The sequence below is a fragment of the Streptomyces glaucus genome (assembly GCF_039533365.1).
GTDB lineage: Bacteria > Actinomycetota > Actinomycetes > Streptomycetales > Streptomycetaceae > Streptomyces > Streptomyces glaucus.
In genome coordinates this window covers 46488-72135 of record NZ_BAAATK010000024.1, presented here as the reverse complement: position 1 = coordinate 72135, position 25648 = coordinate 46488, and the positions used below count along the sequence as shown (strand labels likewise).

Sequence of the window (25648 nt, the reverse complement as noted above, 5' to 3'; positions counted from 1 at the left end):
AGGAGTTCACGCCTGTGAGACCGAGATGGCCGGCGCCTGGGACGCGCCGTACCGCAGCCGCCGGACGGGTCGCGGCCGTCACCGCGGCCGCCCTGGCGGCGACGCTCGTGCAGCCGCCCGCCGCGCGGGCCGACGCGCCGCCCGCGCCGCCGTCGGACGCCGCGCTGGCCCGGACCGCCGCCCGGCACGACCTCACCCGCGAACAGTTCTACTTCGTCCTGCCGGACCGCTTCGCCGACGGGGACCCGGCCAACGACCGCGGCGGCCTGACCGGCTCCCGGCTGGCCACCGGCTACGACCCCACCGACAAGGGCTTCTACCAGGGCGGCGACCTCAAGGGCCTGACCGAGCGGCTCGACTACATCAAGGGGCTCGGGACCACCGCCATCTGGCTGGCCCCGATCTTCAAGAACCAGCCCGTGCAGGGCACCGGCAGCAACGCCTCGGCCGGCTACCACGGGTACTGGATCACCGACTTCACCCGGGTCGACCCGCACTTCGGCACCAACCAGGACCTCGAAACCCTTATCGACAAGGCCCACGCCAAGGGCATGAAGGTCTTCTTCGACGTCATCACCAACCACACCGCCGACGTCGTCGACTACGAGGAGAAGTCCTACGGCTACCTCGCCAAGGGCGCCTTCCCCTACCTGACCGAGGACGGCGAGCCCTTCGACGACGCCGGCCACGCGGCCGGGAAGAAGCGCTTCCCCGCCGTCGACGCCGACTCCTTCCCGCGCACCCCGGCCGTCCCCGCCGCCAAGAAGGACCTCAAGGTCCCGTCCTGGCTCAACGACCCGACGATGTACCACAACCGGGGCGACTCCACCTACGCCGGCGAGTCGACCACCTACGGCGACTTCTCCGGGCTCGACGACCTGTGGACCGAGCGCCCCGAGGTCGTGAAGGGCATGGAACGCATCTACCAGCGCTGGGTGCGGGACTTCGACATCGACGGCTTCCGGATCGACACCGTCAAGCACGTCAACATGGAGTTCTGGACCCAGTGGGCCACCGCCCTCGACGCCTACGCGGCCGAACGGGGACGGGACGACTTCTTCATGTTCGGCGAGGTGTACTCCGCCGACACCTCCGTCACCGCCCCGTACGTCACCCAGGGCCGCCTGGACTCCACCCTCGACTTCCCCTTCCAGGACGCGGCCCGCGCCTACGCCTCCCAGGGCGGCAGCGCGCAGAAGCTCGCCCGGGTCTTCGGCGACGACTACAAGTACACGACCGACAAGGCCAACGCCTACGAGCAGGTCACCTTCCTCGGCAACCACGACATGGGCCGCATCGGGTCCTTCCTGAGGCAGGACGACCCGGACGCCACCGACGCCGAGCTGCTGAAGCGGGCGCGGCTGGCCAACGAGCTGATGTTCCTCAGCCGCGGCAACCCCGTCGTCTACTACGGCGACGAGCAGGGCTTCACCGGCGCCGGCGGCGACAAGGACGCCCGCCAGACGATGTTCGCCTCGCGCACGGCCGACTACCTCGACGACGACCAGCTCGGCACTGACCGCACCCACGCGCAGGACGCCTACGACACGCGAGCACCGCTCTACCGGCAGATCCGCGCTCTCGCCGAGCTCCGCAAGGCCCACCCGGCGCTCGCCGACGGCGTCCAGACCGAGCGCTACGCGGCCGACGGCGCCGGTATCTACGCCTTCTCCCGCACCGACGCCCGCACCGGCACCGAGTACGTCGTCGCCTTCAACAACGCCGACGAGGCGAAGCAGGCCACCTTCGCGACCGGCTCCGCCCGGATGCGCTTCGACGGCATCCACGGAACCGACGGCCGCCTGAGGTCCGACGCCGACCGGAAGGTCACCGTCACCGTCCCGGCCGGCTCGGCCGTCGTCTACCGGGCGGCCGGCCGCCTCCCCGCCCCCGCCACCGGCCCGTCCCTCGCCCTGAGGGGCCCCGAGCCCGGCGCCACCGGCACCGTCGAACTCACCGCGGACGTGGGCGGCGCCTCCCGTCCGAGCGAAGCCGGGAGCGGGGGAGACGGGCAGCTCCACCGGGTCGTCTTCGCCGCCCAGGTCGGCGACGGCAGGTGGCGCACCCTCGGCTCCGCCGACCACGCCCCCTACAAGGTCACCCACACCATCGGCGAGGACGTGCCCGCCGGCACCGCCCTGCGCTACAAGGCGGTCGTCATCGACTCGGCCGGCCGCACCGCGAGCGCCACCGCCGTCTCCGCCACCGGCACCCCGCCGGCCGGGGAACCCCCCACCGCCGCCGCCCGCGACTACGCGATCGTCCACTACAAGCGCGCCGACGGGAACTACGACGACTGGGGCCTGTACGCCTGGGGCGACCTCGCCGAGGGCGAGGCCACCGAGTGGCCGAAGAGCCATCCGTTCGTCGGCCGGGACGCCTACGGCGCCTTCGCCTACGTCAAGCTCGCGCCCGGCGCGTCGGACGTCGGCTTCCTGGTGATCGACGAGGACGGGAACAAGGACGTCGCCGCCGACCGCGGCATCGACGTCACGAAGACCGGCGAGGTGTGGATCGAGCAGGGCAAGGAGACCGTGACGACCGAGCGGCCCGAGTACCCGGCGCAGGACACCGGCAAAGCCGTCCTGCACTACCACCGCGCCGACGGGGACTACGACGGCTGGGGCCTGCACGTGTGGGGCGGCGCCGCCGAGCCCACCGACTGGTCGAAGCCCCTGGCCCCGGTGCGGACCGATTCCTACGGCGCGGTCTTCGAGGTGCCGCTCACCGAGGGCGCCACCCATCTCGGCTACATCGTCCACAAGGGCGACGAGAAGGACCTGTCCGCCGACCGGTCGCTGGACCTCGAGGCCCACGGCCACGAGGTGTGGCTGGTGAGCGGACAGGAGGAGTACCTGCTGCCGCAGCCCGCGGGCTCCGCCGCCGCCCTGGACCTGACCACCTCCGAGGCGGTCTGGATCGACCGGGACACCGTCGTCTGGGACGGCTCCCCGGCCGCCGCCTCCACCCAGCTCCTCGCCTCCCGCGACGGGTCGGTCGAGGTGCGGGACGGCACCCTGACCGGCGACGCCTTCTGGCTCCGCCTGGCCAGGACCGCCCTCACCGACGCCCAGAAGGCGAAGTTCCCACACCTGAAGGAGCACACCGCCTGGTCCGTCGACCCGCGCGACCGCGACCGGGTCCGCCAGGCGCTGCGCGGCCAGGTCGTCGCCTCCCAGCGCACCGCCGACGGCGCGGTGCCGGCCGCGACGGGCGTCCAGATCGCGGGCGTCCTGGACGACCTGTACGCCGGGCGGGCGACGAAGGCGCAGCTCGGCCCGGTCTTCCGCGACGGCCGCCCCACGCTGGCGGTGTGGGCGCCGACCGCCCGGCAGGTGTCCCTGGAGATCGGCGGCGCCACCGTGCGGATGCGGCGGGACGACACCACCGGCGTCTGGTCCGCCACCGGCCCGAGGTCCTGGAAGAACCAGCCGTACCGGTACGTCGTGACGGTGTGGGCGCCCGGCGTCCGCCGGATCGTCACCAACAAGGTCACCGACCCGTACGCGGTCGCCCTCACCGCCGACTCCGAGCGCAGCCTCGTCGTCGACCTGGACGACCCGTCGCTGGCGCCCGCCGGCTGGTCGGCCCTGCGGAAGCCGGAGGCGGTGCCGCTGCGGGACGCCCGGATCCAGGAGCTGCACATCCGGGACTTCTCCGTCGAGGACCGCACGGCGCGGCACCCCGGCACCTACCTCGCCTTCACCGACAAGGACAGCGACGGCTCCAGGCACCTGCGGGCACTGGCCGAGGCGGGCACCTCCCACGTCCACCTCCTGCCCGCCTTCGACATCGCCACCATCCCCGAGCGCAAGGCCGACCAGGCCACCGTCGGCTGCGACCTCGCCGCCCTCCCGGCCGACTCCGGCCGGCAGCAGGAGTGCGTGGCGAGGACGGCCGCGAAGGACGCCTACAACTGGGGCTACGACCCGTACCACTACACGGTCCCCGAGGGCTCGTACGCCACCGACCCGGACGGCACGGCCCGCACGGTCGAGTTCCGCAAGATGGTCAAGGCGCTCAACGAAGAGGGCCTCGGGGTCGTCATGGACGTCGTCTACAACCACACCGCGGCCGGCGGCCAGGCGGAGACGAGCGTCCTGGACCGGATCGTGCCCGGCTACTACCAGCGCCTGCTCGCCGACGGCTCGGTCGCGAACAGCACCTGCTGCGCCAACACCGCCCCCGAGAACGCCATGATGGGCAAGCTGGTCGTCGACTCGATCGTCACCTGGGCCAGGCAGTACAAGGTCGACGGCTTCCGCTTCGACCTGATGGGCCACCACCCGAAGGCCAACATCCTCGCCGTGCGCGAGGCGCTGGACGCGCTGACCGTGGCGAAGGACGGCGTGGACGGCAAGAGGATCATCCTGTACGGCGAGGGCTGGAACTTCGGCGAGGTCGCCGACGACGCCCGCTTCGAGCAGGCCACCCAGCGGAACATGGCCGGCACCGGCATCGCGACCTTCTCCGACCGCGCCCGCGACGCGGTGCGCGGCGGCGGCCCCTTCGACGCCGACCCCGGCGTCCAGGGCTTCGCGTCCGGCCTGTACACCGACCCCAACCCCGCCGCGGACAACGGCACCCCGGCCGAGCAGAAGGCCCGCCTGCTGCACTACCAGGACCTGATCAAGGTGGGGCTGAGCGGCAACCTCGCCGACTACACCTTCACCGACACCAGCGGCAAGGAGGTCAGGGGCTCCCAGGTCGACTACAACGGCGCCCCCGCCGGATACGCCGACGCGCCCGGCGACGCCCTCGCCTACGCCGACGCGCACGACAACGAGACGCTGTTCGACGCGCTCGCCTTCAAGCTGCCGAAGGACACCCCGGCGGCCGACCGGGCCCGGATGCAGGTCCTCGCCATGGCGACGGCCGCCCTCTCCCAGGGCCCGGCCCTGTCCCAGGCCGGCACCGACCTGCTGCGCTCGAAGTCGCTGGACCGCAACTCCTACGACAGCGGCGACTGGTTCAACGCCGTCCACTGGGACTGCGCCGACGGCAACGGCTTCGGCCGCGGACTGCCGATGGCGGCCGACAACGCGGCCAAGTGGCCGTACGCCGAGCCCCTGCTGAGCTCGGTCCGGGTGGGCTGCGAGCAGATCCGGGGCGCCTCGGCCGCGTACCGGGACCTGCTGCGGATCCGTACGACGGAGCGGGACTTCTCCCTCGCCACGGCCGGGCAGGTGCAGTCCCGGCTCTCCTTCCCGCTGTCCGGGAAGGAGGAGACGCCCGGCGTGATCACCATGCTCCTCGGCGACCTCGTCGTGGTGTTCAACGCGACGCCCGAGCGGCAGGAGCAGCGGATCGCGGCACTGGCCGGCACCGGGTACCGGCTGCACCCGGTGCAGGCGGCGGGGGCGGACCCGGTGGTGAGGGCCTCGTCGTACGCGGCGGGCACCGGCTCGTTCGCGGTGCCGGGCCGTACGGTCGCGGTGTTCCAGCGGATACGGTGATCCCCGACGTCGTAGAACAGGAGCGCTCATGCCGCAGATCACCGTCGACTACTCCGAGCGGCTCGCGGACGGCTTCGACCGGCCCGGGTTCGCGAAGGCGCTGCACACCGCCGTCGTCGACATCGCGGCCGCGAAGCCGCCGGCGTGCAAGACGCAGTTCCGCCGCACGGAGGACACCACGGTCGGCCCGGACACCGAGGGGCACGCCGTCGTGCACGTCCACATCGGTCTGCTCGCCGGCCGCACGGACGAGACCAAGGCCCGGCTCACCGAGGCGGTCCTCGACCTGCTGCGGCAGTACGTGAAGCCGGGGGAGGGGCTGGCCCTGCACGCCTCCGCCGAGGTCCGCGACCTCGACCCCTCCTACCGGAAGTTCGACGCCTAGTCCGCCGGCCCGGGAGACCGGGCCGCCAGGGACGTCAGCCGGCCGGCCAGGTCGCCGAACGGACCGTCGGCCGGCTCGTCCCTGAACATGCGGCGCAGCAGGGCGCCCATCTCCTCGTCGTACGCGGCGCTGACCGCCGTCAGCGCCGCGAGGTCGTGCACGAGCTGCCGCTCCAGCTCGGCCCGCGGGATGCGCCGCCCGTCCAGCCAGATCAGCGCCGTGGACTCGGCGAGCGAGATCCAGGACCGGACGACCAGTTCCAGACGCGGGGGCGGATCGGCCACCTCCAGATGCGAAAGGATCTGGTCATACGCGGCCTGCCGTACGGAGGCGATGAGCGCGCTCGCCGCCGAGGAGCCGACGGCCGGGCCGCCGCGCACGAGGGCCGAGAAGCCGGGGCCGTACTCGTCCACGAAGTCGAAGAACCGGTGCATCACCCGCAGCAGCCGGGCGCCGAGCGGACCCTGGCGCGGTTCGGCGAACCGGGCCGCGAGGTCGTCCGAGGCACGCTTCAACGCGGCTTCGTACAGGCTGAGTTTGCCGGGGAAGTAGTGGTAGACGAGCGGGCGGGAGATGCCCGCGGCCGACGCTATCTCGTCGATGGAGACCTCGTCGGGCGAGCGGCGGCTGAACAGTTCGAGGGCGATGCCGATCAACTGCTGCCGCCGCTCCTCGACGCCCATCCTGCGGCGCACCCCGGTAGTCATGCGAACACCTTACCGATCGAATCCAGCCGCGAACGGGCCCGAACAGACGCGGGTGTTCACGGCTTCGGCGCGGGGTGGTCGCCCGGGGCCCGGTGGCAGTACGAGGCGGGCGAGCCGGCCGGCCGCGGGTGGTGCCCGACGGGCGCGGCCCCGGCCTGCCCGACGCCGGCGACCGGGGCGGCGGCGCGGGGTGCGGGGCGGCGTCCTGCGACTGCACGGTCGGCGGACGGGCGGATCGGCGGACGGTCACCCGACCGCGCGGTGCCCCTCCCGCGGCGCCCCGAGCAGCCGGGCGTAGTTCGCCATCGACCGCTGGTAGCGCGGCAGATGGCGGGCGAGCGCGCCGAGCGCGAGCGACAGCCCCTCGCGGTCGCGGCCCAGGTCGGACAGGCACAGCGCGAGGGTCGCGCGGACGGCGTCGTCCAACTCGTCGGACAGCGCGTCCAGTTCGGGCGTCAGCAGCTCGACGCCCTCCTGCGGGCGTCCGGTGTTCCGCAGCGAGCTGGCCAGCTGGATCCTGGCGCGGCGGGCCTTGTAGCGGCTGACCTCGGCCAGCCCGCCCTCCAGCGCCTGCCGGTACAGTACGACCGCCTTGTCGGAGTGGCCCGTCGAGTCCCACGCGCAGGCCCGCTCGAACGGGCCGAGCGGACTGTCGTCCGGCAGTTCGGCGACCAGCGCGTCGATCACCGCGCGGAACGCCGCCGCGTCCTGCTCGGCGTGAGAGTCGAAGGCGGCCCAGGCGGCGGCCACGCGGTCTTCCCAGTCCTGGTTCATCGGGTCACCTTGGCACGGACGTGCCCGCGGCGTCCCGGTGTTTCGCGCGCTCCGCGCTCCTGAGCCGTATCGATGACGGGGCCCGACGGGGCCCTTGTGCGGCAGGGCGTCGGCAAGGACCGGAGGAACGGATGAGGCCGACCCGACCGGCGCGTGCGCCGGGACCGCCGGCGTCGGCGGTCCCGGCGGTCCTTCGGGGCGTCAACGCCCGGCCGGCGGCACGTACTTGTAGCCGACCCGGCGCACGGTCCGGATCGTGTTCCGGTACTCCGCGCCCAGCTTGCGGCGCAGGCGGGCGACGTGGACGTCGACGGTGCGGCCGTCGCCGACGTGGCCGTAGCCCCACACCGTGCCGACGAGCTGGTCGCGGGTGTGCACCCGGTTCGGATGGGCGACGAGATGGGCGAGCAGCTCGAACTCCAGGTACGTGAGGTCGAGTTCGCGGCCGTCCACCTCGGCGGTGCGCTGCACGGGATCGATGCGGATCAGCGGTTCGCCGGCGGGGTCCTCGGCCGGGTCCGGCACCGCGACCGGCGGGAACGGCGGCTGCTGGTCGGCGGGGACCAGCACCAGGTAGCCGACCATCGGCGGCTGCCCCGGCAGGGTGGGCAGGGTGTGCTGCGGGGCGGGCAGCCAGGTGGCGCCGGGCGGCAGCAGGTCCGCGACGGTCACGACCTCGTCCCGGTCGACGGCGCGCAGCCGGTGCCGGGAGCCGGAGGAGGCGGGGGCGGGGGAGGCGGTGGACAGGGAACGGGTGGTCGCCATGAGAGGTCAGCTCTTTCGCGCGAGAGGTTCGTCGGAGAGGTCGACGGCCGCGAGTTCGTGGTCGGGCTCGTCGAGGACGTACGCGTGCGCGCCGGCCGGGGGCCGGGGGTTACGGCTTCAGAGGGCCGGCGCGTTCATCGCGCGGCAACACACCCGGTCGAAGTCGTGGTGCTGACGGGAAGGCCAGAAGGGCTCGAGGTCATGGCGACCCGTCGCGGAAGTCTTCTGGAAGCTGGCCATGGCCCCATTGAAGCAGACACCCGCCGCCGGCAGGACCCTTCTCTCACTGCGTGGACGCCCGACGGCGGGAAACCGGCTGTCGGGTACGTCACCCGCCGGCCGTTCGCGCCGCTCCGGGGGACGGCGGTGGCCGCCGGGCCCGGACGCCGTCCCCCGGGCGGACAGCCCGGCACGGCCCGCCCGGCCGGCGACGCGGGCACCGGGCGACGCGGGAACCGGGCGACGCGAAGGGGCGCCCACCGTGACGGCGGGCGCCCCTGGACGCGAGCGGGACGGATCAGACCTGGCCGGCCTTCTCCAGCGCCGAGCAGCAGGTGTCGACGAGCAGGCGGGTCACCACGTACGGGTCGACGTTGGCGTTCGGCCGGCGGTCCTCGATGTAGCCCTTGCCGTCCTTCTCGACCTGCCACGGGATGCGGACCGAGGCGCCGCGGTCGGAGACGCCGTAGGAGAACTTGTCCCACGGGGCGGTCTCGTGCAGACCGGTCAGGCGGTCGTCGATGCCGGCGCCGTAGTTCTTGACGTGGTCGAGCGGCTTGGAGCCCTCGCCCAGCGCCTCACAGGCGGTGATGATCGCGTCGTAGGACTCGCGCATCGCCTTGGTGGAGAAGTTGGTGTGCGCACCGGCGCCGTTCCAGTCGCCCTTGACCGGCTTGGGGTCGAGGGTCGCGGCGACGCCGAAGTCCTCGGCGGTGCGGTACAGCAGCCAGCGGGCCACCCACAGCTGGTCGGCGACCTCCAGCGGGGCGAGCGGGCCGACCTGGAACTCCCACTGGCCGGGCATGACCTCGGCGTTGATGCCGGACAGGCCCAGGCCCGCCGCCAGGCAGTTGTCCAGGTGGGCCTCGACCACGTCACGGCCGAAGATCTCGTCGGAGCCGACGCCGCAGTAGTAGCCGCCCTGCGGGGCCGGGAAGCCGCCCTTGGGGAAGCCCAGCGGGTAGCCGTCCTTGAAGAAGGTGTACTCCTGCTCGATGCCGAAGATCGGCTCCTGGGCGGCGAACCTCCCGGCGACCTCGGCCAGCGCGGCCCGCGTGTTGCTGGGGTGCGGGGTCATGTCCGTGTTGAGGACCTCGCACAGCACCAGCACGTCGTCGCCGCCGCGGATCGGGTCCGGGCAGGTGAAGACCGGCTTGAGCACGCAGTCCGAGGCATGGCCCTCGGCCTGGTTGGTGGAGGACCCGTCGAAACCCCAGATCGGCAGCGTGTCGAGACCGGCGGGGGCACCCGCGATGATCTTCGTCTTGGAACGCAGCTTGGCCGTCGGCGCGGTGCCGTCGATCCAGATGTACTCAGCCTTGAAGGTCACGGGCCACATCCTTCGGGGTGGGTCCAGGCGCACGTGCGGGTGCGGCGGCGCCGCGGCACCGGGGCGCCGCGTTGATGCCCGGCAGCCTGTCAACAGGCGATTTCCCGGCCATTGCCCATGTGTGAACCCCGTGTTACCCGGTGGCGGTGGGCCCCGGCTCACGCCGTACGGGCGTGAGCGGCGCGGAGAGCCGACGCGGGGACACGTCCGGGCGGCCCGTACGGCGCTCCCCGGTCACCGGGGTCATGGCGGGGAGGAGGCGACACCGGGAGGGGCCCGGTCCCGCGCCGCCCGGCGGAACCCGGCGGACAGGTCCCTAGCGGGACAGGGCGTCCCGGACGGCCTCGTCGGTGCGGGCCACCACCGCCGTGCCGTCGTCCGCCGTGATGATCGGGCGCTGGATCAGCTCCGGGTGCTCGGCGAGCGCCTTGATCCAGCGGTCGCGCGCACCGGCGTCCCGCGGCCACTCCTCCAGGCCGAGCTCCTCGGCGGCCGTCTCCCGGGTACGGGTGATGTCCCACGGTTCCAGGCCGAGGCGCCGGAGCACGTCGCGGATCTCGTCCTCGCCCGGTACGTCCTCCAGGTAGCGGCGGACGGTGTAGTCGGCGCCCTCGGCGTCGAGCAGCCGCACGGCGCTGCGGCACTTGGAACAGGCCGGGTTGATCCAGATCTCCATGCCGCCACGGTACGCCCGCGGGGCGCTGGAACCGACCGGTCCGGGGGCGCGGAAACTCGTTGTCCACGTGCGTCACCGCACCCCCGGCAGCCCTTGTGGCCAGGGCTTTTGTCAGTGCCCGGCAGTAGAATGGAAGCAGTGTTCGAGGGTGGCGCCGGGGTCTCCGGCGGGTGCCCTGACCGCGACAGGAGGATGCCTGTGCCCGCTGCCGCAGTGAAGCCGAAGCCGAAGCCCACGCAGTCGACCGCCCGGCGGCCCGTACTGCTCGACACCCCGTACGCGCCCGTGGAGAAGTGCCCGCTGCCGCCGGGGCGCCCCCGCGAGTGGTACATCACGCACAACCGGCGCCTGAAGGCGATGCGGCTGGCCATCGCCCTGCTCGACTCCGGCGTCTACCAGCCGGACCAGGCCCGCGACGAGACGATCCGGGACACCGCGGAGCTCATCGGGGTGCGCCCGCCGTCGGACACGACGTGCCACCTGGTGCGGGCCTTCATGCGGTACTCGCGCTGAGCCGCTGAGCCGGGCGCCCCGTGCCGCGGGGCGCCCGGCGCTTTCGCCGCCCCCGGCCGGAGGGGTTCCCCGCGCCGCGGCGCGGCGGCGGCCGCTCAACGAGGGCGGGGGGCCGGGGCCGCGGGGCGCGGGCCCGCCAGGACCGCCGTCACGAACTCCCGCCGGGACTCGGGATGGTCGCGGAGCCACAGGCCCAGCCGGTGGTCCGCGTCCGGCAGGTCCAGGCGGGTGCAGCGGGCACGGGTGGTCAGCGCGTCCTGGACGGCCCGCGTCACCGCCGGCGGGATGACCGCGTCGGTGCCCGGCACCGCCAGCACGGCCCGGCCCTCGTACGCCCGCAGCACGTCCAGCGCGGGCGCCGTGCGCCAGCTGCCGGGACGGCGGATGAGCGCGCTGAACCGGCCGTCGCCGTTCCCGAAGGGCACCTCCCACGCCTCGGCCGTGTACACCGCGGGGGCGCACAGCCCCAGCGCGACGACCCGCGGCCCGTAGTGGGCCACGAGGTCGGCCACCGTCTGACCGCCCATGCTGAATCCGGTCAGGACCAGCGGGCCGCCGGCCGGCGCACGGGCGTCGACGACGGCGACGGCCTGCTCGAACCGGCGCCGCAGGCTCGACTCGCGCAGCGCGCCGGTGCTGTCGCCGTGTCCCGAGAAGTCGAAGGCGAGGACGCGGCAGCCGTGGGCGGCGAACTCCGCGAGCAGCGGCAGCAGCCGCTCCTTGCTGCTGGTGCCGGCGCCGTGCAGGACGACGGCGGTGGGCCGCCGGGGATCCCCGTCGTCGGCGTCGCCGTACACCCCGCTGAGGAGTTCGCCGTCGTGCTCGTGGGAGAAGGGTCTGAAGGAGGGCGGTCGGCTCATGGGCCCCATTCACTCACGCCGCCCCCCGGCGCCACGGGGAAAAGCGGATGCACGCGGAGTGACCGGGTCCTTACGCTGGATGCACGTCGCGGAACGAGCGGAAGGAGGTCCGTGATGGGCACCGTCATCACGTCCGGGACCTTCGTCCTGGTGGTCCTGGGATTCGCCGACCCCGTCTGGTGGCTCGCCGCCGTCGCCCTGCTCTTCCTGTACGTGCGGTACGGCCGGGACTCGGCCGCCCCGTCCTCACCGGCCGGCACGGCCTCGGCGGGGACCACGCCCACGACCTACCGCGCCTACCGCGAGCACCGTGACCGGCAGGCCAGGTGGGAGCGCCGCTACCGGCGCGAGCGCCCCTTCGAGACCCGCCGCCAGGAGCGCGGACGGAGCAGGTAAGACGGGGGCCGCCGGGGGCCGGGGGAGCGCGGCCCCCGGCGGCCGGGCGCTCCCCGCACCGGGCGCCGGCGGCTCGGGGCTCAGTACGGGCGGAAGTCCAGATACCCGAGCAGCAGGACGACCGCGGCCACGCCGCCGAACACCACGGCCACCGACACCCACGGCGAGCGGGGACGGCGTGCCCCGCGACGGTCCGGTTCGGGGCGGAACGGCACCGGCCCGGGCGGGTCGTGCTTCCAGCGCGCGGCGAGCATCCGGGCCCGGGCGGACGGCTCCTTGTGCGCGGCGCCGTCCGCCCACCGCAGGTCGAACTCCCGCTGTTCGAAATCGTCCCGCTCGGACATCCCCGTCGCCTCTCTCGGACAAAGGTCTCGGTCACCAGGATCGCCCGGCCGTGCCCGGTCTGTGAAGCGGGTTCCGCGCCGACGACGGCGGGGCCGCCACCCTGGCGGGCGGCGGCCCCGAAGCGTCGGCGCGGTGCGCCGGTCACACGTCGAAGAAGTGATGGCCTGGCTTAGTCACCTCGGCGAATTGGCGGGATTGTCGCCCTGACCAGCGCGGATGTCGTCGTTGTCTGGCGTCATTGGTCGTTGTTGGTCTGCCCGGGACGGCCCACAGACGGCCCCGGCCCAACAAGCTGGCGGGAGGAGCCGGCAGATTTACAGACCGCCGCGTCGATCAACGCTTGACCTGCGCCTTTGTTCCGCTGACCCCCTGGCGCCCCACGGATGCCCCGAGGTTCCGCTGGACAAGTCCTGACTGAAGTGCCCTCGCCGACAGCACAGGCCGGCGCAGCTACTCGACCGAGGTCCGTCCACGGCGCCACACAGGCCACCGCCGAGGCGCGGGATTCGGCTGCCTCAGTGCGCGTCGCAGCGCCGCGTGGAACGCCTCCAGGGCCCGGGTCATGCGAGCCTCGTCGCCATAGCTCTCCGCGGCCGCCATGAACACCTCGTCGGCTGCTGCCGCGAGCTCCGGATCGTTACTCCTTAGTAACGGTGCGACGGCTGCACCGAGCCGACTCAAGGGCGCGGCCAGGCCCGCCGCCGATATGACGCTGTCGCTGTCCCAGCGTTCCACCACGCGGCCCGCCTCTTCGAGAAGCGCCGGCAGAGCCGCCATCCCGCGCCTACCGGACACGAGAGCCGCGGCCCCGCCCTGCGTCAGCGCACGGAGCACAATCCGCCCCCTGGCTCCCCATCCCCCCCAGAGGTGATCGTGTGTGTTCCCCGCAACCTTGAGAGCGAGGACAGCCGTCACCAACTCGTTGGCCTGAGCCTCGAGCGCTGCGCGGTCAGCCGCGGCATCCTTGCGCGCCTCCGCCTTCCGGGCGCGTCGTTCGTTCTCCCATCCGCCGATGAAGACCAGCACGACAGCACCGATGGCCCCGGCAGCGGTATTGAGCAGTTCGCTGTTCACCTGGATGACGACTCCGCAATAGTCCGCCCGGTTCCCGCGGATCGATCCTGTCCGATCTTCCAGTGCGAACGACGTCAATTGGTGAAGGAGGTGATTGCCATGGTGAAGTGCGGAAAGTGTGGCCACGGCGGGGTCCGCGCCGTCGTGGTGCCGACGGAGGGCTGCCCCGAGCGCTGCTCCGCCTGCGTCCGCTGTACAGCAGAGGCCCAGGCCGAGCAGGAGCACGAAGACAAGGAGCCGAAGACGACCGGTTGGGCAACCACTGGTCACCGGACCGGTCGGCCCACACTGGGTCTGATCAGCGCATGGGCGGCAGCGCAGCGCTCACCATCGCGTTTTTCCTTCCCCACCGTCATCGACCATCCCTTGGCGTCTAGAACGAGCCCAACCTTCGTTCGATTCACGTTCGAATGCCAATGCGTGGGCTTGGATGTACGATCCACGGTTCCGGAGATCGAATCAGGGGGGTCCTGTGACGAACCATGCGGGTGGGTCTAAGAGCGTGGCGCGGCGTTCTACTCTCTATCGGCTCATCGACACGGAGGCGAACAGCGACGGCCTGAAAGAGGCACTGGTCGACTACTACGCAGAGGACAGCAGTTTCACGGTAGAGTCAACCAAAATAGCCACGGTGCCCGCTGTCACCATTTGGGGGATCGTCGGCAAGAAGGACCGCGCCGATTGGTGCGCGACCTTCAAGTCACTCACCGGCATAGACGCGAAAGTTGCCAATGCGGCTTCTGCTGGGGCCATCCTCATCGCAGCCCCAGGAGGGCCGTACGCCATAACCTACGGGATGGGTCATCTCTTCATCGATGCCGCAAAAATTGACCCAGGTTTCGGCCTCGCCTTCTCTATACGCTCTATTGAGCCCACGGAAATCCGACAGATCACACGAAACATACTTGACAGTCGTGCGAGGGTAGACCGCAGCACCGTTCCTGGCGGGCAATCAATCAGAGGCTTCGGCATCGAACATTACGGCGAGGTTGTTAGCCGCCTCGCTGGAACCCTGGGATCGATCCAAATGACATTCAATAGGTCAACTCCCAGGAAGGTGAGCATCGCTGCGGCCGACTCACTGAAAATACCGCTCGGCGTTAAACCCGCGGACCTGTTGGGCGACCTGCAAGAAATTACTCGGATCATCCAGACGGCGTCGCCCGTGCCAGAACTCGGCTTCATCGACCAGATCCGAGGGTTGAAGTCGAGCAACAAGGTAGTCAGGCAGCTTGAAGACCAGCTAGCCCGGGCGCTGACCCACACGAACACAGCGCCCATTGCGCTCACCTTGCCGGCCGAGTGTGAGGAGTACGAGCACACGGCGCACTCGTACCGGATCAAACTAGCTTCTGACCGATTCGAGGTAGTAGACGAACTCGATATATCGGCGGTCCTGGATAGGGTCACCCCTCTTGCAGTGTCCGACCGCCTGGATGCTCTGCGCTCAGGGTACATCCAGATGTGCTCAGACTCCGAAGGAAGAGAAAAGGCTAGCCGCCAGGTCAAGGCGCATAAGTGGCTAGCCTTTGAGGCGTCTCTCAATTCCGGCCACTTCTTCTACCATCAAGGCAAATGGTTCGAAGTCGGCGACAACTACCTGGACTTCCTGCGCAAGCGACTGGATGAGGTATTTAGCCGCCCCGCCTCCATCCCCCTCCCAAAGTGGGATTCAACTTGGACGGAAGAGGAGGACTATAATCGAGAGGCGGCTCAGCTCATAAGCGGGGCGGTCTGTCTCGACCGCAAAAAGATCCACACCTCACAACACCCGTACGGCATCGAAGCATGCGACATCATCGGGCCAAATAATGAGCTGATACATATCAAGCGAGCCTCCAGTTCCGGCCCTCTGAGTCATTTGTTCATGCAAGGATGGGTTTCCATGGAGGCGCTGCGATCGGATCGCGAAGCTAGAGAGAAGCTCCTGACGCGCATCAGGGAGCGCAGTTCCACCCATCCCTACAATCCAGACTTTAAACCGAAAAAGCTAATTTACGGAATCGCGATCAAAAGGGACGCGACAGTCACCCGGAAAAGCCTATTCACGTTCTCGCAAGTCGCTCTGATGCGCGCAATCAACGCCCTGGAAAATGCGGATGTTGACGTTGAAGTCATCCCCATCCCCCAGTAGGTGACGCCCGCGCCACCTGGCGCCGGCGCTACTCTGGTACGCACCACCTAAGAACGGAGAGTGCTCCGCGGATGGGACCGAAGACGACCAAGGTCTACGAGACGCTGCGACAGCGACTTGCTGACGGCGCTTACGGCGGCCCCGGTGACAAGATCCCCTCTGAACGCACACTAACCGAGGAACTGGGCATCGGCCGCACTGCACTCCGGCAGGTGCTCGCCCGTCTCGTGGCTGAGGGCGCTCTGGAGGTGCGGGGACGCAGCTCGTACCGGGTGCCGGGTTCGGTCAGCGTGAAGACTCCGGACGGGTTGGAGCCGTGGCGCATTCACGGCGAGCGCGACCTGTACGACAACCGATGGGTGAAGCTTCAGCTCTGGGACGTCGAGCCGCCCGGGGTGGAACGGTTCGAGCACCACGTCGTCAGGCTGCACCACGTCGCCATCACGGCCGTGATCGATGATCAGGACCGCGTGCTCATGATGTGGCGATACCGCTTCGTACCGCAGCGCTTCGGCTGGGAGCTGCCCGGCGGCATCGTCGACCACGGCGAGGAGCCGGCGGACACCGCGCTGCGCGAAGTCGTCGAGGAGACCGGCTGGCGCCCGAAGAACCTTCAGCACGTCGTCAGCTACCAACCCATGGTCGGCATGGTCGACTCGCCCCACGAGATCTTCGTAGCTCATGGGGCGGAGAAGGTAGGCGAGCCAACTGACCTCGAAGAGGCCGGCCACATCGAGTGGGTACCCCTCGCCGATGTCCCCGGACTCCTGGCCCGCGGCGAGCTTCTGGGCTCCGGCACCCTGGTCGCGCTGCTTCACATCCTGGCGACCAGGGGCAAGCAGAACATCACAGCCGCTCACTGAGCCGGTCGACGCGACGGCGCTGCCGCACCGATCCGGTGCGGCTCGCCAGCAACCGCGCCTGCCGCAGGTGGGTGTTTGCATCGTCGTACTCGGCACGGGCCAGATGCGCTTGCGCCAGATCAGCGTGGAGCCCTGCCCTCGCCCGCACAAAGGTCGGGTCCATCACCTCCAGGGCGCCGTACAGGCTGGTCACGGCTTCATCCTCACCAAGCAGGCCGAGCACGTTGCCCCGCCACCGAGCGAGGTGGGCACCGTTCAAGAAGATGCTGAGCATGTCCGGGTCACGGTCCTCGGGACCCGGAGGGATGGCGTCCATAGCCGCGTCCAGCGCCCGCTTGCAGTCGTCGACTAGGCCGGCGTGCGCGCACAGCTCAGCTTCGGCCGCAAACAACCATGACCGCAGCCGCGCCGAGCCGGACTGTCCAAGGCAGCGCTGAGCGTCGCGGACGAGTTGGACGGCGAGCGCCGGCCGCCCCGCATCGCTGAGGACGTACGCCTGCTCGCCCATCGCATGGGCGAGGTACATCGGCGCTTCCGCGTCACGCGCCGCACGCTTAGCGAGTTCGTAGTGCCGCCAAGCTCGCTCAATGGCTCCAGAGTCGATTGCCTGCCATGCCGCTAGGGTCGACGCACCGGCGAGGGCGAGCGCAACAGGCCGCCGCGCCGCGGGTAACACCGCGAAGTTAAGGGCGTCCTCAAGTGCGGCGAGATGCCCCGTCATCTGGTCCACCAGCCCGGCGGCACCCATCTGCCGGTCCATCATGCGAAGTAGCTCGGTCTGGTCGTTGAACGTCTTCACCATGGAAGCGCTCACGCTGCTGGCGGAGTCGATCCGACTCAACAGATCGTCATATCCGTCAGCCGCAAGGGGCGACACTGGCTCTACGACGCCACGCAGTTCTGCGTCTGTTACGCCGAGAAGGTTGCGCAGAATGCCCGCGTAGCGGTCCGAGATGGGCCGTCGGCCGTTCTCCCACTCGGATACATACACTCGCAGGCTCGCAGTTGATGCGACATCAGTGAGGTTTCGTCGGGCGTACTGCTCGATCTCGCGAATCAGTCGCTCTTGAGACCAGCCGCGCGCTTTACGCGCGTTCCGCAGTCCTGACTCTGCACTCACCAGGCACCTCGTTCGGCGTCGCTCGCGGTCGCTACCCAACTCATGGTGCCTCACATCAGGGCTGGTCAACAGGGGTTAACACCGAACCTAACCCCGTCGCAATGAAGCTCAGTTGGCTGCCGCTGCACCCCTTGAAGGCGGTCTTCTAGAGATGCGCCGCGAGGGGTGGTCACCACTCAGGTGAGCGAACCACCTTGACTCTGGTGCGCACCAGATGCACTCTACTGGTGCGCACCAGTTTTCGGAGCTGGTTCCGATTCGCCGTGCGTGGACGCCGCCCGGAGGGTCCGAAAGGACTCGAAGGAAGCGCAAGCACCTTGAGAACTGAACACAGGGAACTGCCGGTAACCCGTGGTCCGCCTGCCCGAAGGGGTCGGAAACAAGGCGGAGAAGACCGGCGTGCCCCGTACGGAAGTCAGACCGGTTCGAGCCCGGTCCGGGGCGCTTCGGTCGCTGCCCAGCGGCCGCACCGCGTCTCAGACGCGGTTCCTACTCAACGGCGTGCACCCCCCGGAGTTGCCGCTCCGAGGGGTGCTGTTCGGGCCGTTCACCCTTCGAGAGGAACACGACCCAATGGAGCACATCGTCACTGTTCAGGACGCTGTTACCGCGTTCGCCGACTGGTGCGAGCCGTCGGCCGCGGAGCTGGACGCGATCGAGCAGGAGATGCCCGCCATCCTGGCGGAGGTCGACCTGCTCGACGCGCAGATCGTCACCCTCGACCGCGCTCCGTCCGAGTTGGACGAGCGGCGCATCCGTCGGGCCCGCCGGCGGGTGCTCGCCGAGCGGGCGGCGCTGGCCAACCGCACCGCCACGGTCCTGCCGGGGGGTGCCGCGTGAGCGCCACGGAGCAGAACCTGACCGCGATGCACGCCGAGGTGAAGGCGGAGATCGCACGGACGGACGCCAAGACCGGGCTGCTGCTGGCGTTCGTCGGCGCGGTCCTCGCCGGCGCCTGGTCCGTCGCCCGCGACCTGCCCCTCAACCTCGCCGCCTACATCACCGGCGGCCTCGGACTGGCGGTGCTGGTCACCGCGGCCGGGCTGCTGCTGCGCTCGGCCCGGCCGAACCTGCGCGGCCGGCACGGCTTCCCGCTGTGGGCCACGCTCACCACCGACGAGATCACCACCGCGGCCGCATCCCGCGACCTGTCCGCCGACGTGGCCGGACTGTCCCGGCTGGCCGTGGCCAAGTTCGCCCACCTGCGCCGCGCCATCGACCTCACCTACGTCGGCGGCGCCCTGCTCGTCCTCGCCGCCCTGCTCACCCTTGGGGGTGCCGCGTGAGGACGAGGACGGTTCTGCCGGCCGCCGTGATGACGGCGGTGTCCATGGTGCTCACCCTGGCCGTGGTCGTGATGTGGCTCGGTGCGGCGGTGCCGTGGGCGGTCGCCCTGGTCGTCGGTCTGGGGATCGACGGGGGATGGCTGGCCACCCTCGCCTACGAGCGCCGTCTGGCCGCCCAGGGCGACCACAGCACCCCGGTCACCGCCGTCGGCTGGTCCTTCGGCCTCATCGCCAGCGGCGTCCTGGTCGCCCACGCGCTGACCGCCGACGACGCCCGCGGGGCGTGGCTGGCGGTGGCGTGGCTGCCGCTCGCCGCCAAGGCGCTGTGGCTGGTGCACGGGCTGTGGGAGCGCACCGCGCTCACCCCCGCCGCGCTGGATGCCATCGCCGGTATCCAGCAGGAGGCACGCGACGAGGCGGCCGTGGCCCGCGCCCGCCTGCGCGCCGAGGCCGCCACGGAGGAGACGCGGCTGACGGCCGTGACGGCGGCCGGGGCGCGCGTCGCACGCGTCCAGGCCCGAACCGCCGAAACCCTCGCCGGCGCCTGGTCGACGCTGGAAGCGGCCCGGCGGGGTGAGGACACCGGCAGGGCGCTGACCAGCGTGACGAGCCCAGTCACGCCCGGTGTCACGGCCCGCTGGGACCTGCCCGTCTGGGGGCTCAGCGAGCCCGTCCCGGCCCTTGAGTCGGCCGCTGCGCTCACCGACACGGCGCTGGATGACGTGGTGCGGGAGATCCGGGACAGCGAGACCCCGGCCCTGTCGTACCGGGAGATGGCGGCGCGGTTCCGTGCGGCCGGCCATTCCGCCTCTGAGGTCCGTCTGCGGGCCGCCTGGAAGCGGGTCGCGTGATGGGGGCGCTGCCGGTCTACCGGTGGCGCCTGGCCCCGGACGGCTACGCCACGCGCCGCCAACTCCGCGCCCGCGGGCTGCGTCCCGGCGGTCAGGACGTGGCGGCGCAGTTGGAGCGGCCGCGCCGCCGTCGGGGCCCGCTGGTCGCCTACCTCTACCGGATTGAGGACGCCAAGCCGGTGCGTCCGATGACGCCGGCGAGGTGGGCGGCGCTGGACAAGGCCAACCGCGCCCGCCGCATCTGCCCGCAGTGCCGCCGCGATGCGGGCTACGTCATCCCCACGTCGCTGGGTACGTGCGTGCCCTGCGCTTCCCCCTCTACCTCTTCGAGGAGTGCCTGATGGGCAAGCCCGACACCCGCCGCCTGGACCGGGAGATCCAGCAGGCGACCCGCAAGCTTGAAGCGGTCCGCAACCGGGAGCTGTGGCCGCTGGACGGCCGCGAGCGCCGCGCCATGCTCGGCGCGGTCGTCTCCGGCACCCGCAGCCTGCGTAAGGGCAACGGCACCGCCCGCGCCGACCGGCAGATGGACACCGCCTGGCAGTCCGCCGAGGACCGGCTCATCACCGAGATCGCCGCACTGAAGGCCGAGCGGCAGCGCATCGTCACCGAGGCCGCGCAGGCCAAGGCCGCCAAGAAGTCGACCAGCTGGTGGTGACCACACCCGCCAGCGCCTGACCCTCGCCGCTCGGGGTGGCCCACCGCGCCACCAGGCCCGGCCACCCCGACGGCTTCCTCAACTCCGCCCCTGCCCGGGGTAGTCAGGAGACGCCTCAGCATGTCCTCGAACGTCGTTCACCTGCACAAGGACCCAACCCCTGACCCCGGCCCGGTGACCACGCTGACCGTGGTACCCGACGCGCCGGCCGCGCGCCCGGTGCCGCTGTGGGTGCGCTCCGGTCGCGCGATCCGCCGGGCCGTCACCGACGAGCGCACCAAGGCCACCGCCCGCGCGTTCGTGCGGCACAACGCCTACGTGGTGGGCGGGGCGAAGATCGTGGCCCGCCGCACCTGGGACGGCCGGACCGGCTCGCGCTATGAGCGGATGCTGCGGGCCGCGGAAGCGGCCGGCAACCACGAGGTGGCCGCGGAGTGGGAGGAGCGCCTGCAGCGCTTCCGCGAGGCCCGCCACCGCCGCCGCATGGACCTGCTCCACTCGCCCATCGACGCCGCCAAGGGCGTAGCGGTGACCACCGGCATGGGCATCGGCGGCCTGGTCGCCCTCGGGGTCGTCCTGGCCATCGCCAACAAGGACGCAGCAGACGTGATCACCCCGCTCCAGGCGGTCATCGAGTTCATCGCCCTGATGATCCGCATCGTCCAGATCGTGTGGGGCCCGCTCATCTCCATTGGGCCGTTCCTGGCGCTGCTGGCGCTGTGGTCGGTCGGCCGCCACCAGCAGGCCGCACCGCAGTGGGCCCTGCCCGCCAGCGTCCGCAACGGCGAGGGCGAGCCGATCACCCCGTCCATCGTGGTCAAGGCCCTGCGCGACCTCGGCATCCCCGCGCTGCGCAAGGCCATCCAGGAGATGGGCGACGCCGGCGCCTCCATGCTCTCCCCCATCGTCATCGCCGGCTGCGGCGTCGAGGTCGACGTGACCCTCCCCTCCGGGGTGTCGACCAACGAGGTGCAGGCCAAGCGGCGCAAGCTCGCCGAGAACCTGTCCCGGCACGAGCACGAGGTGTTCATCACCATCCCGCAGGCCGCGCGGACGGTGCGGCTGTGGGTGGCCGACTCCGGCGCGCTGGACGAGCCGATCGGCCCGTCCCCGCTGGTCACCGACGAGACACTGACCGCCGACTACGCCAAGGGCAAGGCCCCGTGGGGTCAGGACCTGCGCGGCGACGCCGCCCAGATCAGCCTGTACCAGCGGCACCTGCTGGTCACCGGCCTGTCCAACCAGGGCAAGACCGCCTCGCTGCGGGCGCTCGCCCTGTGGCTGGCCCTGGACCGCTCGGTGCAGTTCTGGCTCGCCGACCTCAAGGGCGTGGGCGACTGGGCCATGTTCGACGGACTCGCCCAGGTACTCATCCAGGGCCCGACCGACGACCACGTCATCCAGGCCACCGAGATGGTCGAGGACGCCGTGGAGGAGATGAACCGGCGCATCGAGGCCCGGCGCACCGACCCGAACGCGACGTTCCCGCCGCTCATCGTCCTGGTCGACGAGGCGCAGGTGGCGTTCATGTGCCCGGCCAAGGACGACGACGGCTGCCCCTACGGCGGCTCCAAGGCAACGTCCCGGTACTTCATGGCCGTCCGCAAGATCCACAACCAGGGGCGGGCCGTGGACGTGCTGATGTGGCAGGGCACGCAGGACCCCACCGACCAGAACCTTCCCAAGCTCGTGCGCGAGGGCGCCCACACCCGCGCCTCCCTCGCGCTGGGCACCGAGCAGCAGTCCCGCATGGCGCTCGGGGACAAGGCCGTCAACGGCGGCGCCGCCCCGCACCTGCTGCGCCAGGGCCTGGACAAGGGAACCCTGGTCGTCGCCTCCGACGGCATCACGATCCCTGCCGGCCAGGCGTCCATCACCGTCCGCACCCACTTCATCGACGACGAACCGGCCGCCGAGATCGCCGCACGGGCCAAGGCCCTGCGCGACGGGGTCACCACCCTGCACGCCATCGACCGCACGGTGGAACACGACCCGCTCGCCGACATCGCCACCGTCATCGGGGACGCCCCCCGGCTGCGCACCCAGGACGTGATCAAGCGGCTGTCCGCACTGAACCCCGAGGCGTACGGCGACTGGTCGCCGGTCGACCTCACCCGCGTACTGGAGGCCGCCGGCGCCGAGCCGTACAAGTCCGACGGCCGCATGGTCGTCGGCCGCGACCGCGTCGCCCGCGCTCTCGCCGAACGCGACGCCGACGATTCCGCTTCCGCCTCCTGAACCCAGGGAGGCAACCGCGTCCGGGTCAGGGAGGCAGGGAGAACTCCCTAAATGCCTCCCTGACCCACCTCCCTGGCCCTGACCAGCACAAATGATCCATCAGGGAGTCAGGGAGGCGCGCAGGTCAGCGCCCCCGAAACCCCCTCCACAGCCACCCCGCAAGGGGGTGGCTCCACCTCCCTCACCCAGCACCGGAAGGGATTCCGCATGTCCCCCGAGAGCACCCCCGGCACGGCCCAGCCGGCCACCACGATGAGCGATGAGGTGGCCGCCGCCGAGGCCCGCCGGATCATCGCCGACGCCTACCGGCCCACCGCCGAGACGCCCCTCGCGTACCGCGACGACAGCCCGCTGCCCCCCTTCGGTGCCGCCCCACCCGTGGCCCAGCCGGGGCGGCCGCCGATGAGTCAGGGCGCCACCGACGCGAGTGTCCTGATGCTGTCCGGCGGAGCGGCCGTGTCCATGACCGGGCTCACCGCCGCAGTGCTCATGTACGCCTCCCACACCGCCAACCCCGTGGTGTGCGCCATCGTCTTCGGCGCTCCCACCGCGTTCCTGCTCGCCCTCGCCCGGCTGGCCAAGCGCGCCAAGCCCGCCCCGGAAATCCACCAGCACTACACCGGGCCCGTCCACCAGGACCAGCGCACCCTCCACACCACCACCCGCGGCGTGTGGGCCAAGACCAACAACCGCGCTGAGGGGACGACCCGATGAAACGCACCTACCGCTTCACCGCCACCGTCAGCGACGGCACCCACCACGACGGCGAGTGCGCCGGCACCGTCCGCGCCGCCTCCGAGGCCGCAGCCCGCGAGGCAGTCGCCGAATGGGTCCGCATCAACGGCACCGACAAGGGACGCACCTGGCGCGCCACCCACATCGAACTCCACTAGCAGCCCAAAGGGAAGGAACGCCGTGTTCGAGATCCGAGCCATCTGCGATCCGGACGACGCCGACCGCGTCACCGCCGCGCTCAGTGCCGCCTTCACCACCGGCAGCGTGCGCCGCCACCCCAGCCGCGACGGCGAGCGGGTGCGCCTGTACGTCACCGCCGACCACCGCCGCGACGTGGCCGCGTGGCCGTCGCCGGAAGACGCCTACGCCGGCGCCCCGGGCATCGGCGACGAGATCGCCTGGACGACCGCCACCAGCGCCCACACCCCCATCGGGCAGGGCCTGGACCGGGAGTACTTCCTGCGCAAGGCCGCCCTGCTCGACCGCATGGCCCTCACCGAGACCGATCACTCCGGCGACGTGGCTGCCGCCGCCATGGAGGCCGGCCGCATCCTCATGGCCATGGACGACACGGCCGTGATCTGCGACCCGCGCGCCTACGTCCGCCAGCAGTACGCCCACTGGGGCCAGCACCACTAGCTACGCCAAGGGCGGCCCCCACTCCGCCAAGAACCGGGGCCGCCCTTGTCTGCCAGAAACCCATCAAGGAACTGGAGACATCCAGCATGACGCAACCCACCGACATCCGGCGAGTGCCCGGCCGACGGCCGAGATTACTGGACCTGTACTGCTGCCAGGGCGGCGCCGGCAAGGGCTACGACGACGCTGGCTTCGACGTGACCGGCGTCGACAAGGACCCCCAGCCCCGCTACCCGTACCGGTTCGTCCAGGCCGATGCCATCGCCTACGTGCTGGAGCACGGTGCGGAGTTCGACTTCATCCACGCATCCCCGCCGTGCCAGCACGACACCGCATGCCAGCGCATCCAGGGCAACAGCCATCCCGACCTGATCGCCCCCACCCGCACCGCCCTGGAGACCACCGGGCGGCCGTGGGTGATGGAGAACGTCGGCGGTGCCGTCCCCAAGCTCCGCGAGCCGGTGATGCTGTGCGGGCCCATGTTCGGGGTGGAGACCTACCGGCACCGGTTCTTCGAGACCGGCGGCGGCTTCACCCTCACCCAGCCCGAGCATCCGGCCCATACGGTGCCGCAGGCCAAGATGGGCCGCCCCGTCCCGCCCGGTCACTACGGGCAGTTCGTCGGCAACTTCTCCGGAGTCCCCCTGGCCCGCCGGGTGATGGGCGTGCCGTGGATGAACCGCGACGGCATCCGCGAGTGCATCCCGCCCGCCTACGCCGAACACATCGGCCGCGCCGCCCTCGCCCAGCTCGCCCCCACGTGGGAGGTGGCAGCGTGAGCACGGCTCCCAACTACGTGCAGACCGCGCTGAGCCTGGCCGCGTCCGGGGTGCCGGTGCTGCCCCTGCGCCGCGGCAAGGTTCCGTTCGGCAACTGCCCCGCGTGCGCGGACAACGCGTGCGGCGGCCGGCCGAACATGAAGAGCCCCGGCTCGTGCGAGTGCCCGGCGCCATGCCACGCCTGGGCGGCTGCCACCACCGACCCGGCCGCCATCACCTCGCCCCCGTGGGTCACTGCATGGGGGCAGGCGGTGTGCGTTGGCTACCATCCCGGCGGCGCCGGGCTCACGGTCGTGGACCTGGACGACGCCGATGCCATTGCCTGGGCTCGCACCGCCCTGCCTGCCACCCGGACCGTGGCGACGACGCGCGGTGAGCACTGGATCTACCGGGGCGCCATGACCTCTCACAACGCGGTCCGGCCCGGCGTCGACATCAAGTCGTCCATGGCCTACGCCCGCTATCTCGGGCCTGGCACCGGGACCCTGACCGACCTCCCGGACGCGGTCCGCGCCCTGGTCGTCAAGGCGCCCTCCCCGGTCCGGCCGGTGCCGCACTCCGTCTCCGTGCCTGCGCTGGCCGGAGGTGGGGAGTGCCCGCACCGCACGCCCGCCTACCTGGAACGCGGCATCGCCATGGCGGTGCAGCGCATCACGGAGGCGCGCAGCGGGGTCCACGCCACGGTGTACCGCACGTTCCTCGCTGTGCTGTCCCGGCACGGGCGGTGCGGCTGCCTCACCGACGCCCACGTCGGGCGGCTGTTCACCGCCGCGCAGACCAAGGGCGAGACCCCGCGGCACTGCACCGATGCCTGGGCCAACGCCCGCGCCACGTTGGGACTGTGA

27 protein-coding genes are annotated in these 25648 nt (G+C 71.3%); 17 read left to right on the top strand and 10 right to left on the bottom strand.

Annotated features, from left to right (window positions below; all coding sequences use genetic code 11):
- The first annotated feature begins 14 nt into the window (after positions 1-14).
- Positions 15-5456: a pullulanase-type alpha-1,6-glucosidase gene (gene pulA / locus ABD363_RS19120; protein WP_344605101.1), complete on the top strand. Its 5442-nt coding sequence runs from the start codon at positions 15-17 to the stop codon at positions 5454-5456.
- Between the two features lie 28 nt (positions 5457-5484).
- A complete protein-coding gene (locus ABD363_RS19115; RefSeq protein ID WP_344605099.1) occupies positions 5485-5841 on the top strand; it encodes a 5-carboxymethyl-2-hydroxymuconate Delta-isomerase in 357 nt (118 codons plus the stop codon).
- Here ABD363_RS19115 and ABD363_RS19110 read toward each other — a convergent pair.
- From ABD363_RS19110 to ABD363_RS19085, 6 genes are all read right to left on the bottom strand, one after another.
- The gene (locus tag ABD363_RS19110) at positions 5838-6524 is read right to left on the bottom strand and encodes a TetR/AcrR family transcriptional regulator (RefSeq protein ID WP_344605152.1); all 687 of its coding nucleotides are present in this window, start codon (positions 6522-6524) and stop codon (positions 5838-5840) included. The two genes, ABD363_RS19115 and ABD363_RS19110, sit on opposite strands and share 4 nt — an antisense overlap.
- A gap of 270 nt (positions 6525-6794) precedes the next feature.
- On the bottom strand, positions 6795-7322 hold the full coding sequence (locus ABD363_RS19105) for a tetratricopeptide repeat protein (RefSeq protein ID WP_344605097.1): 528 nt from the start codon (positions 7320-7322) through the stop codon (positions 6795-6797).
- A 201-nt stretch (positions 7323-7523) separates the two neighbouring features.
- Positions 7524-8087, bottom strand: coding sequence for a winged helix-turn-helix domain-containing protein (locus ABD363_RS19100; protein WP_344605095.1), 564 nt, complete (start codon positions 8085-8087; stop codon positions 7524-7526).
- Positions 8088-8204: 117 nt separating this feature from the next.
- On the bottom strand, positions 8205-8327 hold the full coding sequence (locus tag ABD363_RS19095) for a hypothetical protein (RefSeq protein WP_344605093.1): 123 nt from the start codon (positions 8325-8327) through the stop codon (positions 8205-8207).
- Positions 8328-8604: 277 nt separating this feature from the next.
- Positions 8605-9636 (bottom strand): glutamine synthetase, encoded by a 1032-nt coding sequence (gene glnII / locus ABD363_RS19090; RefSeq protein ID WP_344605091.1) that lies wholly within the window; start codon positions 9634-9636, stop codon positions 8605-8607.
- A gap of 316 nt (positions 9637-9952) precedes the next feature.
- Positions 9953-10312 (bottom strand): arsenate reductase family protein, encoded by a 360-nt coding sequence (locus tag ABD363_RS19085; protein WP_344605089.1) that lies wholly within the window; start codon positions 10310-10312, stop codon positions 9953-9955.
- Between the two features lie 198 nt (positions 10313-10510).
- On the opposite strand from ABD363_RS19085, the gene ABD363_RS19080 reads away from it, so the two are divergent.
- Positions 10511-10825, top strand: a complete 315-nt coding sequence (locus tag ABD363_RS19080) for a hypothetical protein (RefSeq protein ID WP_344605087.1) — start codon at positions 10511-10513, stop codon at positions 10823-10825.
- Positions 10826-10920: 95 nt separating this feature from the next.
- Here the strand turns inward: ABD363_RS19080 and ABD363_RS19075 are convergent, their stop codons facing one another.
- Positions 10921-11685, bottom strand: coding sequence for an alpha/beta hydrolase (locus tag ABD363_RS19075; RefSeq protein ID WP_344605085.1), 765 nt, complete (start codon positions 11683-11685; stop codon positions 10921-10923).
- Positions 11686-11799: 114 nt separating this feature from the next.
- Between ABD363_RS19075 and ABD363_RS19070 the strand changes: the two genes are divergently transcribed.
- Entirely contained in the window at positions 11800-12081 is a 282-nt protein-coding gene (locus ABD363_RS19070; protein WP_344605083.1) for a hypothetical protein, read from the top strand.
- Between the two features lie 80 nt (positions 12082-12161).
- Here the strand turns inward: ABD363_RS19070 and ABD363_RS19065 are convergent, their stop codons facing one another.
- Both ABD363_RS19065 and ABD363_RS19060 read right to left on the bottom strand, forming a co-directional pair.
- Complete coding sequence (locus ABD363_RS19065) at positions 12162-12425, bottom strand: SCO2583/SCO2584 N-terminal domain-containing protein (RefSeq protein WP_344605081.1); 264 nt, start codon at positions 12423-12425, stop codon at positions 12162-12164.
- Positions 12426-12876: 451 nt separating this feature from the next.
- Positions 12877-13626, bottom strand: coding sequence for a hypothetical protein (locus ABD363_RS19060; protein WP_344605079.1), 750 nt, complete (start codon positions 13624-13626; stop codon positions 12877-12879).
- 346 nt (positions 13627-13972) lie between these two features.
- Between ABD363_RS19060 and ABD363_RS19055 the strand changes: the two genes are divergently transcribed.
- The gene (locus ABD363_RS19055) at positions 13973-15634 is read left to right on the top strand and encodes a DUF6119 family protein (RefSeq protein ID WP_344605077.1); all 1662 of its coding nucleotides are present in this window, start codon (positions 13973-13975) and stop codon (positions 15632-15634) included.
- Between the two features lie 71 nt (positions 15635-15705).
- Positions 15706-16497 carry an NUDIX domain-containing protein gene (locus ABD363_RS19050; protein WP_344605075.1) on the top strand — a complete coding sequence of 264 codons (792 nt, stop codon included), beginning with the start codon at positions 15706-15708 and terminating at the stop codon, positions 16495-16497.
- Here ABD363_RS19050 and ABD363_RS19045 read toward each other — a convergent pair.
- On the bottom strand, positions 16481-17545 hold the full coding sequence (locus ABD363_RS19045; RefSeq protein ID WP_486388794.1) for an NsdA family TPR-like regulatory protein: 1065 nt from the start codon (positions 17543-17545) through the stop codon (positions 16481-16483). The genes ABD363_RS19050 and ABD363_RS19045 overlap by 17 nt on opposite strands.
- 645 nt (positions 17546-18190) lie before the next feature.
- On the opposite strand from ABD363_RS19045, the gene ABD363_RS19040 reads away from it, so the two are divergent.
- The 11 genes from ABD363_RS19040 to ABD363_RS18990 all read left to right on the top strand — a co-directional run bounded on the left by ABD363_RS19040 (position 18191) and on the right by ABD363_RS18990 (position 25648).
- The gene (locus ABD363_RS19040; protein WP_344605073.1) at positions 18191-18457 is read left to right on the top strand and encodes a DUF6284 family protein; all 267 of its coding nucleotides are present in this window, start codon (positions 18191-18193) and stop codon (positions 18455-18457) included.
- Positions 18454-18903: a Pycsar system effector family protein gene (locus tag ABD363_RS19035; RefSeq protein WP_344605071.1), complete on the top strand. Its 450-nt coding sequence runs from the start codon at positions 18454-18456 to the stop codon at positions 18901-18903. Before ABD363_RS19040 ends, ABD363_RS19035 begins: the two co-directional genes overlap by 4 nt.
- On the top strand, positions 18900-19754 hold the full coding sequence (locus ABD363_RS19030; protein WP_344605069.1) for a protein spdB: 855 nt from the start codon (positions 18900-18902) through the stop codon (positions 19752-19754). Before ABD363_RS19035 ends, ABD363_RS19030 begins: the two co-directional genes overlap by 4 nt.
- A complete protein-coding gene (locus ABD363_RS19025) occupies positions 19754-20095 on the top strand; it encodes an RRQRL motif-containing zinc-binding protein (protein ID WP_344605148.1) in 342 nt (113 codons plus the stop codon). Before ABD363_RS19030 ends, ABD363_RS19025 begins: the two co-directional genes overlap by 1 nt.
- The gene (locus ABD363_RS19020; RefSeq protein WP_344605146.1) at positions 20095-20412 is read left to right on the top strand and encodes a hypothetical protein; all 318 of its coding nucleotides are present in this window, start codon (positions 20095-20097) and stop codon (positions 20410-20412) included. Before ABD363_RS19025 ends, ABD363_RS19020 begins: the two co-directional genes overlap by 1 nt.
- 120 nt (positions 20413-20532) lie before the next feature.
- Positions 20533-22650, top strand: coding sequence for an FtsK/SpoIIIE domain-containing protein (locus tag ABD363_RS19015; protein WP_344605067.1), 2118 nt, complete (start codon positions 20533-20535; stop codon positions 22648-22650).
- A gap of 207 nt (positions 22651-22857) precedes the next feature.
- Complete coding sequence (locus ABD363_RS19010) at positions 22858-23364, top strand: hypothetical protein (RefSeq protein WP_344605065.1); 507 nt, start codon at positions 22858-22860, stop codon at positions 23362-23364.
- Positions 23361-23543 carry a hypothetical protein gene (locus tag ABD363_RS19005; protein ID WP_344605064.1) on the top strand — a complete coding sequence of 61 codons (183 nt, stop codon included), beginning with the start codon at positions 23361-23363 and terminating at the stop codon, positions 23541-23543. Before ABD363_RS19010 ends, ABD363_RS19005 begins: the two co-directional genes overlap by 4 nt.
- A 22-nt stretch (positions 23544-23565) precedes the next feature.
- Positions 23566-24024: a hypothetical protein gene (locus tag ABD363_RS19000; RefSeq protein ID WP_344605062.1), complete on the top strand. Its 459-nt coding sequence runs from the start codon at positions 23566-23568 to the stop codon at positions 24022-24024.
- 86 nt (positions 24025-24110) lie between these two features.
- On the top strand, positions 24111-24803 hold the full coding sequence (locus ABD363_RS18995) for a class I SAM-dependent methyltransferase (RefSeq protein WP_344605060.1): 693 nt from the start codon (positions 24111-24113) through the stop codon (positions 24801-24803).
- Positions 24800-25648, top strand: coding sequence for a bifunctional DNA primase/polymerase (locus ABD363_RS18990; RefSeq protein ID WP_344605058.1), 849 nt, complete (start codon positions 24800-24802; stop codon positions 25646-25648). Before ABD363_RS18995 ends, ABD363_RS18990 begins: the two co-directional genes overlap by 4 nt.

What these genes read in the sequence shown, in the direction of transcription:
- ABD363_RS19115 (WP_344605099.1), top strand. Translation starts at nt 5,485, where the DNA reads ATGCCGCAGATCACCGTCGACTACTCCGAGCGGCTCGCGGACGGCTTC.
- ABD363_RS19110 (WP_344605152.1), bottom strand. Translation starts at nt 6,524, where the DNA reads ATGGGCGTCGAGGAGCGGCGGCAGCAGTTGATCGGCATCGCCCTCGAA.
- ABD363_RS19105 (WP_344605097.1), bottom strand. Translation starts at nt 7,322, where the DNA reads ATGAACCAGGACTGGGAAGACCGCGTGGCCGCCGCCTGGGCCGCCTTC.
- ABD363_RS19100 (WP_344605095.1), bottom strand. Translation starts at nt 8,087, where the DNA reads ATGGCGACCACCCGTTCCCTGTCCACCGCCTCCCCCGCCCCCGCCTCC.
- ABD363_RS19095 (WP_344605093.1), bottom strand. Translation starts at nt 8,327, where the DNA reads ATGGCCAGCTTCCAGAAGACTTCCGCGACGGGTCGCCATGACCTCGAG.
- ABD363_RS19085 (WP_344605089.1), bottom strand. Translation starts at nt 10,312, where the DNA reads ATGGAGATCTGGATCAACCCGGCCTGTTCCAAGTGCCGCAGCGCCGTG.
- ABD363_RS19075 (WP_344605085.1), bottom strand. Translation starts at nt 11,685, where the DNA reads ATGAGCCGACCGCCCTCCTTCAGACCCTTCTCCCACGAGCACGACGGC.
- ABD363_RS19070 (WP_344605083.1), top strand. Translation starts at nt 11,800, where the DNA reads ATGGGCACCGTCATCACGTCCGGGACCTTCGTCCTGGTGGTCCTGGGA.
- ABD363_RS19065 (WP_344605081.1), bottom strand. Translation starts at nt 12,425, where the DNA reads ATGTCCGAGCGGGACGATTTCGAACAGCGGGAGTTCGACCTGCGGTGG.
- ABD363_RS19050 (WP_344605075.1), top strand. Translation starts at nt 15,706, where the DNA reads ATGGGACCGAAGACGACCAAGGTCTACGAGACGCTGCGACAGCGACTT.
- ABD363_RS19040 (WP_344605073.1), top strand. Translation starts at nt 18,191, where the DNA reads ATGGAGCACATCGTCACTGTTCAGGACGCTGTTACCGCGTTCGCCGAC.
- ABD363_RS19025 (WP_344605148.1), top strand. Translation starts at nt 19,754, where the DNA reads ATGGGGGCGCTGCCGGTCTACCGGTGGCGCCTGGCCCCGGACGGCTAC.
- ABD363_RS19020 (WP_344605146.1), top strand. Translation starts at nt 20,095, where the DNA reads ATGGGCAAGCCCGACACCCGCCGCCTGGACCGGGAGATCCAGCAGGCG.
- ABD363_RS19015 (WP_344605067.1), top strand. Translation starts at nt 20,533, where the DNA reads ATGTCCTCGAACGTCGTTCACCTGCACAAGGACCCAACCCCTGACCCC.
- ABD363_RS19010 (WP_344605065.1), top strand. Translation starts at nt 22,858, where the DNA reads ATGTCCCCCGAGAGCACCCCCGGCACGGCCCAGCCGGCCACCACGATG.
- ABD363_RS19005 (WP_344605064.1), top strand. Translation starts at nt 23,361, where the DNA reads ATGAAACGCACCTACCGCTTCACCGCCACCGTCAGCGACGGCACCCAC.
- ABD363_RS18995 (WP_344605060.1), top strand. Translation starts at nt 24,111, where the DNA reads ATGACGCAACCCACCGACATCCGGCGAGTGCCCGGCCGACGGCCGAGA.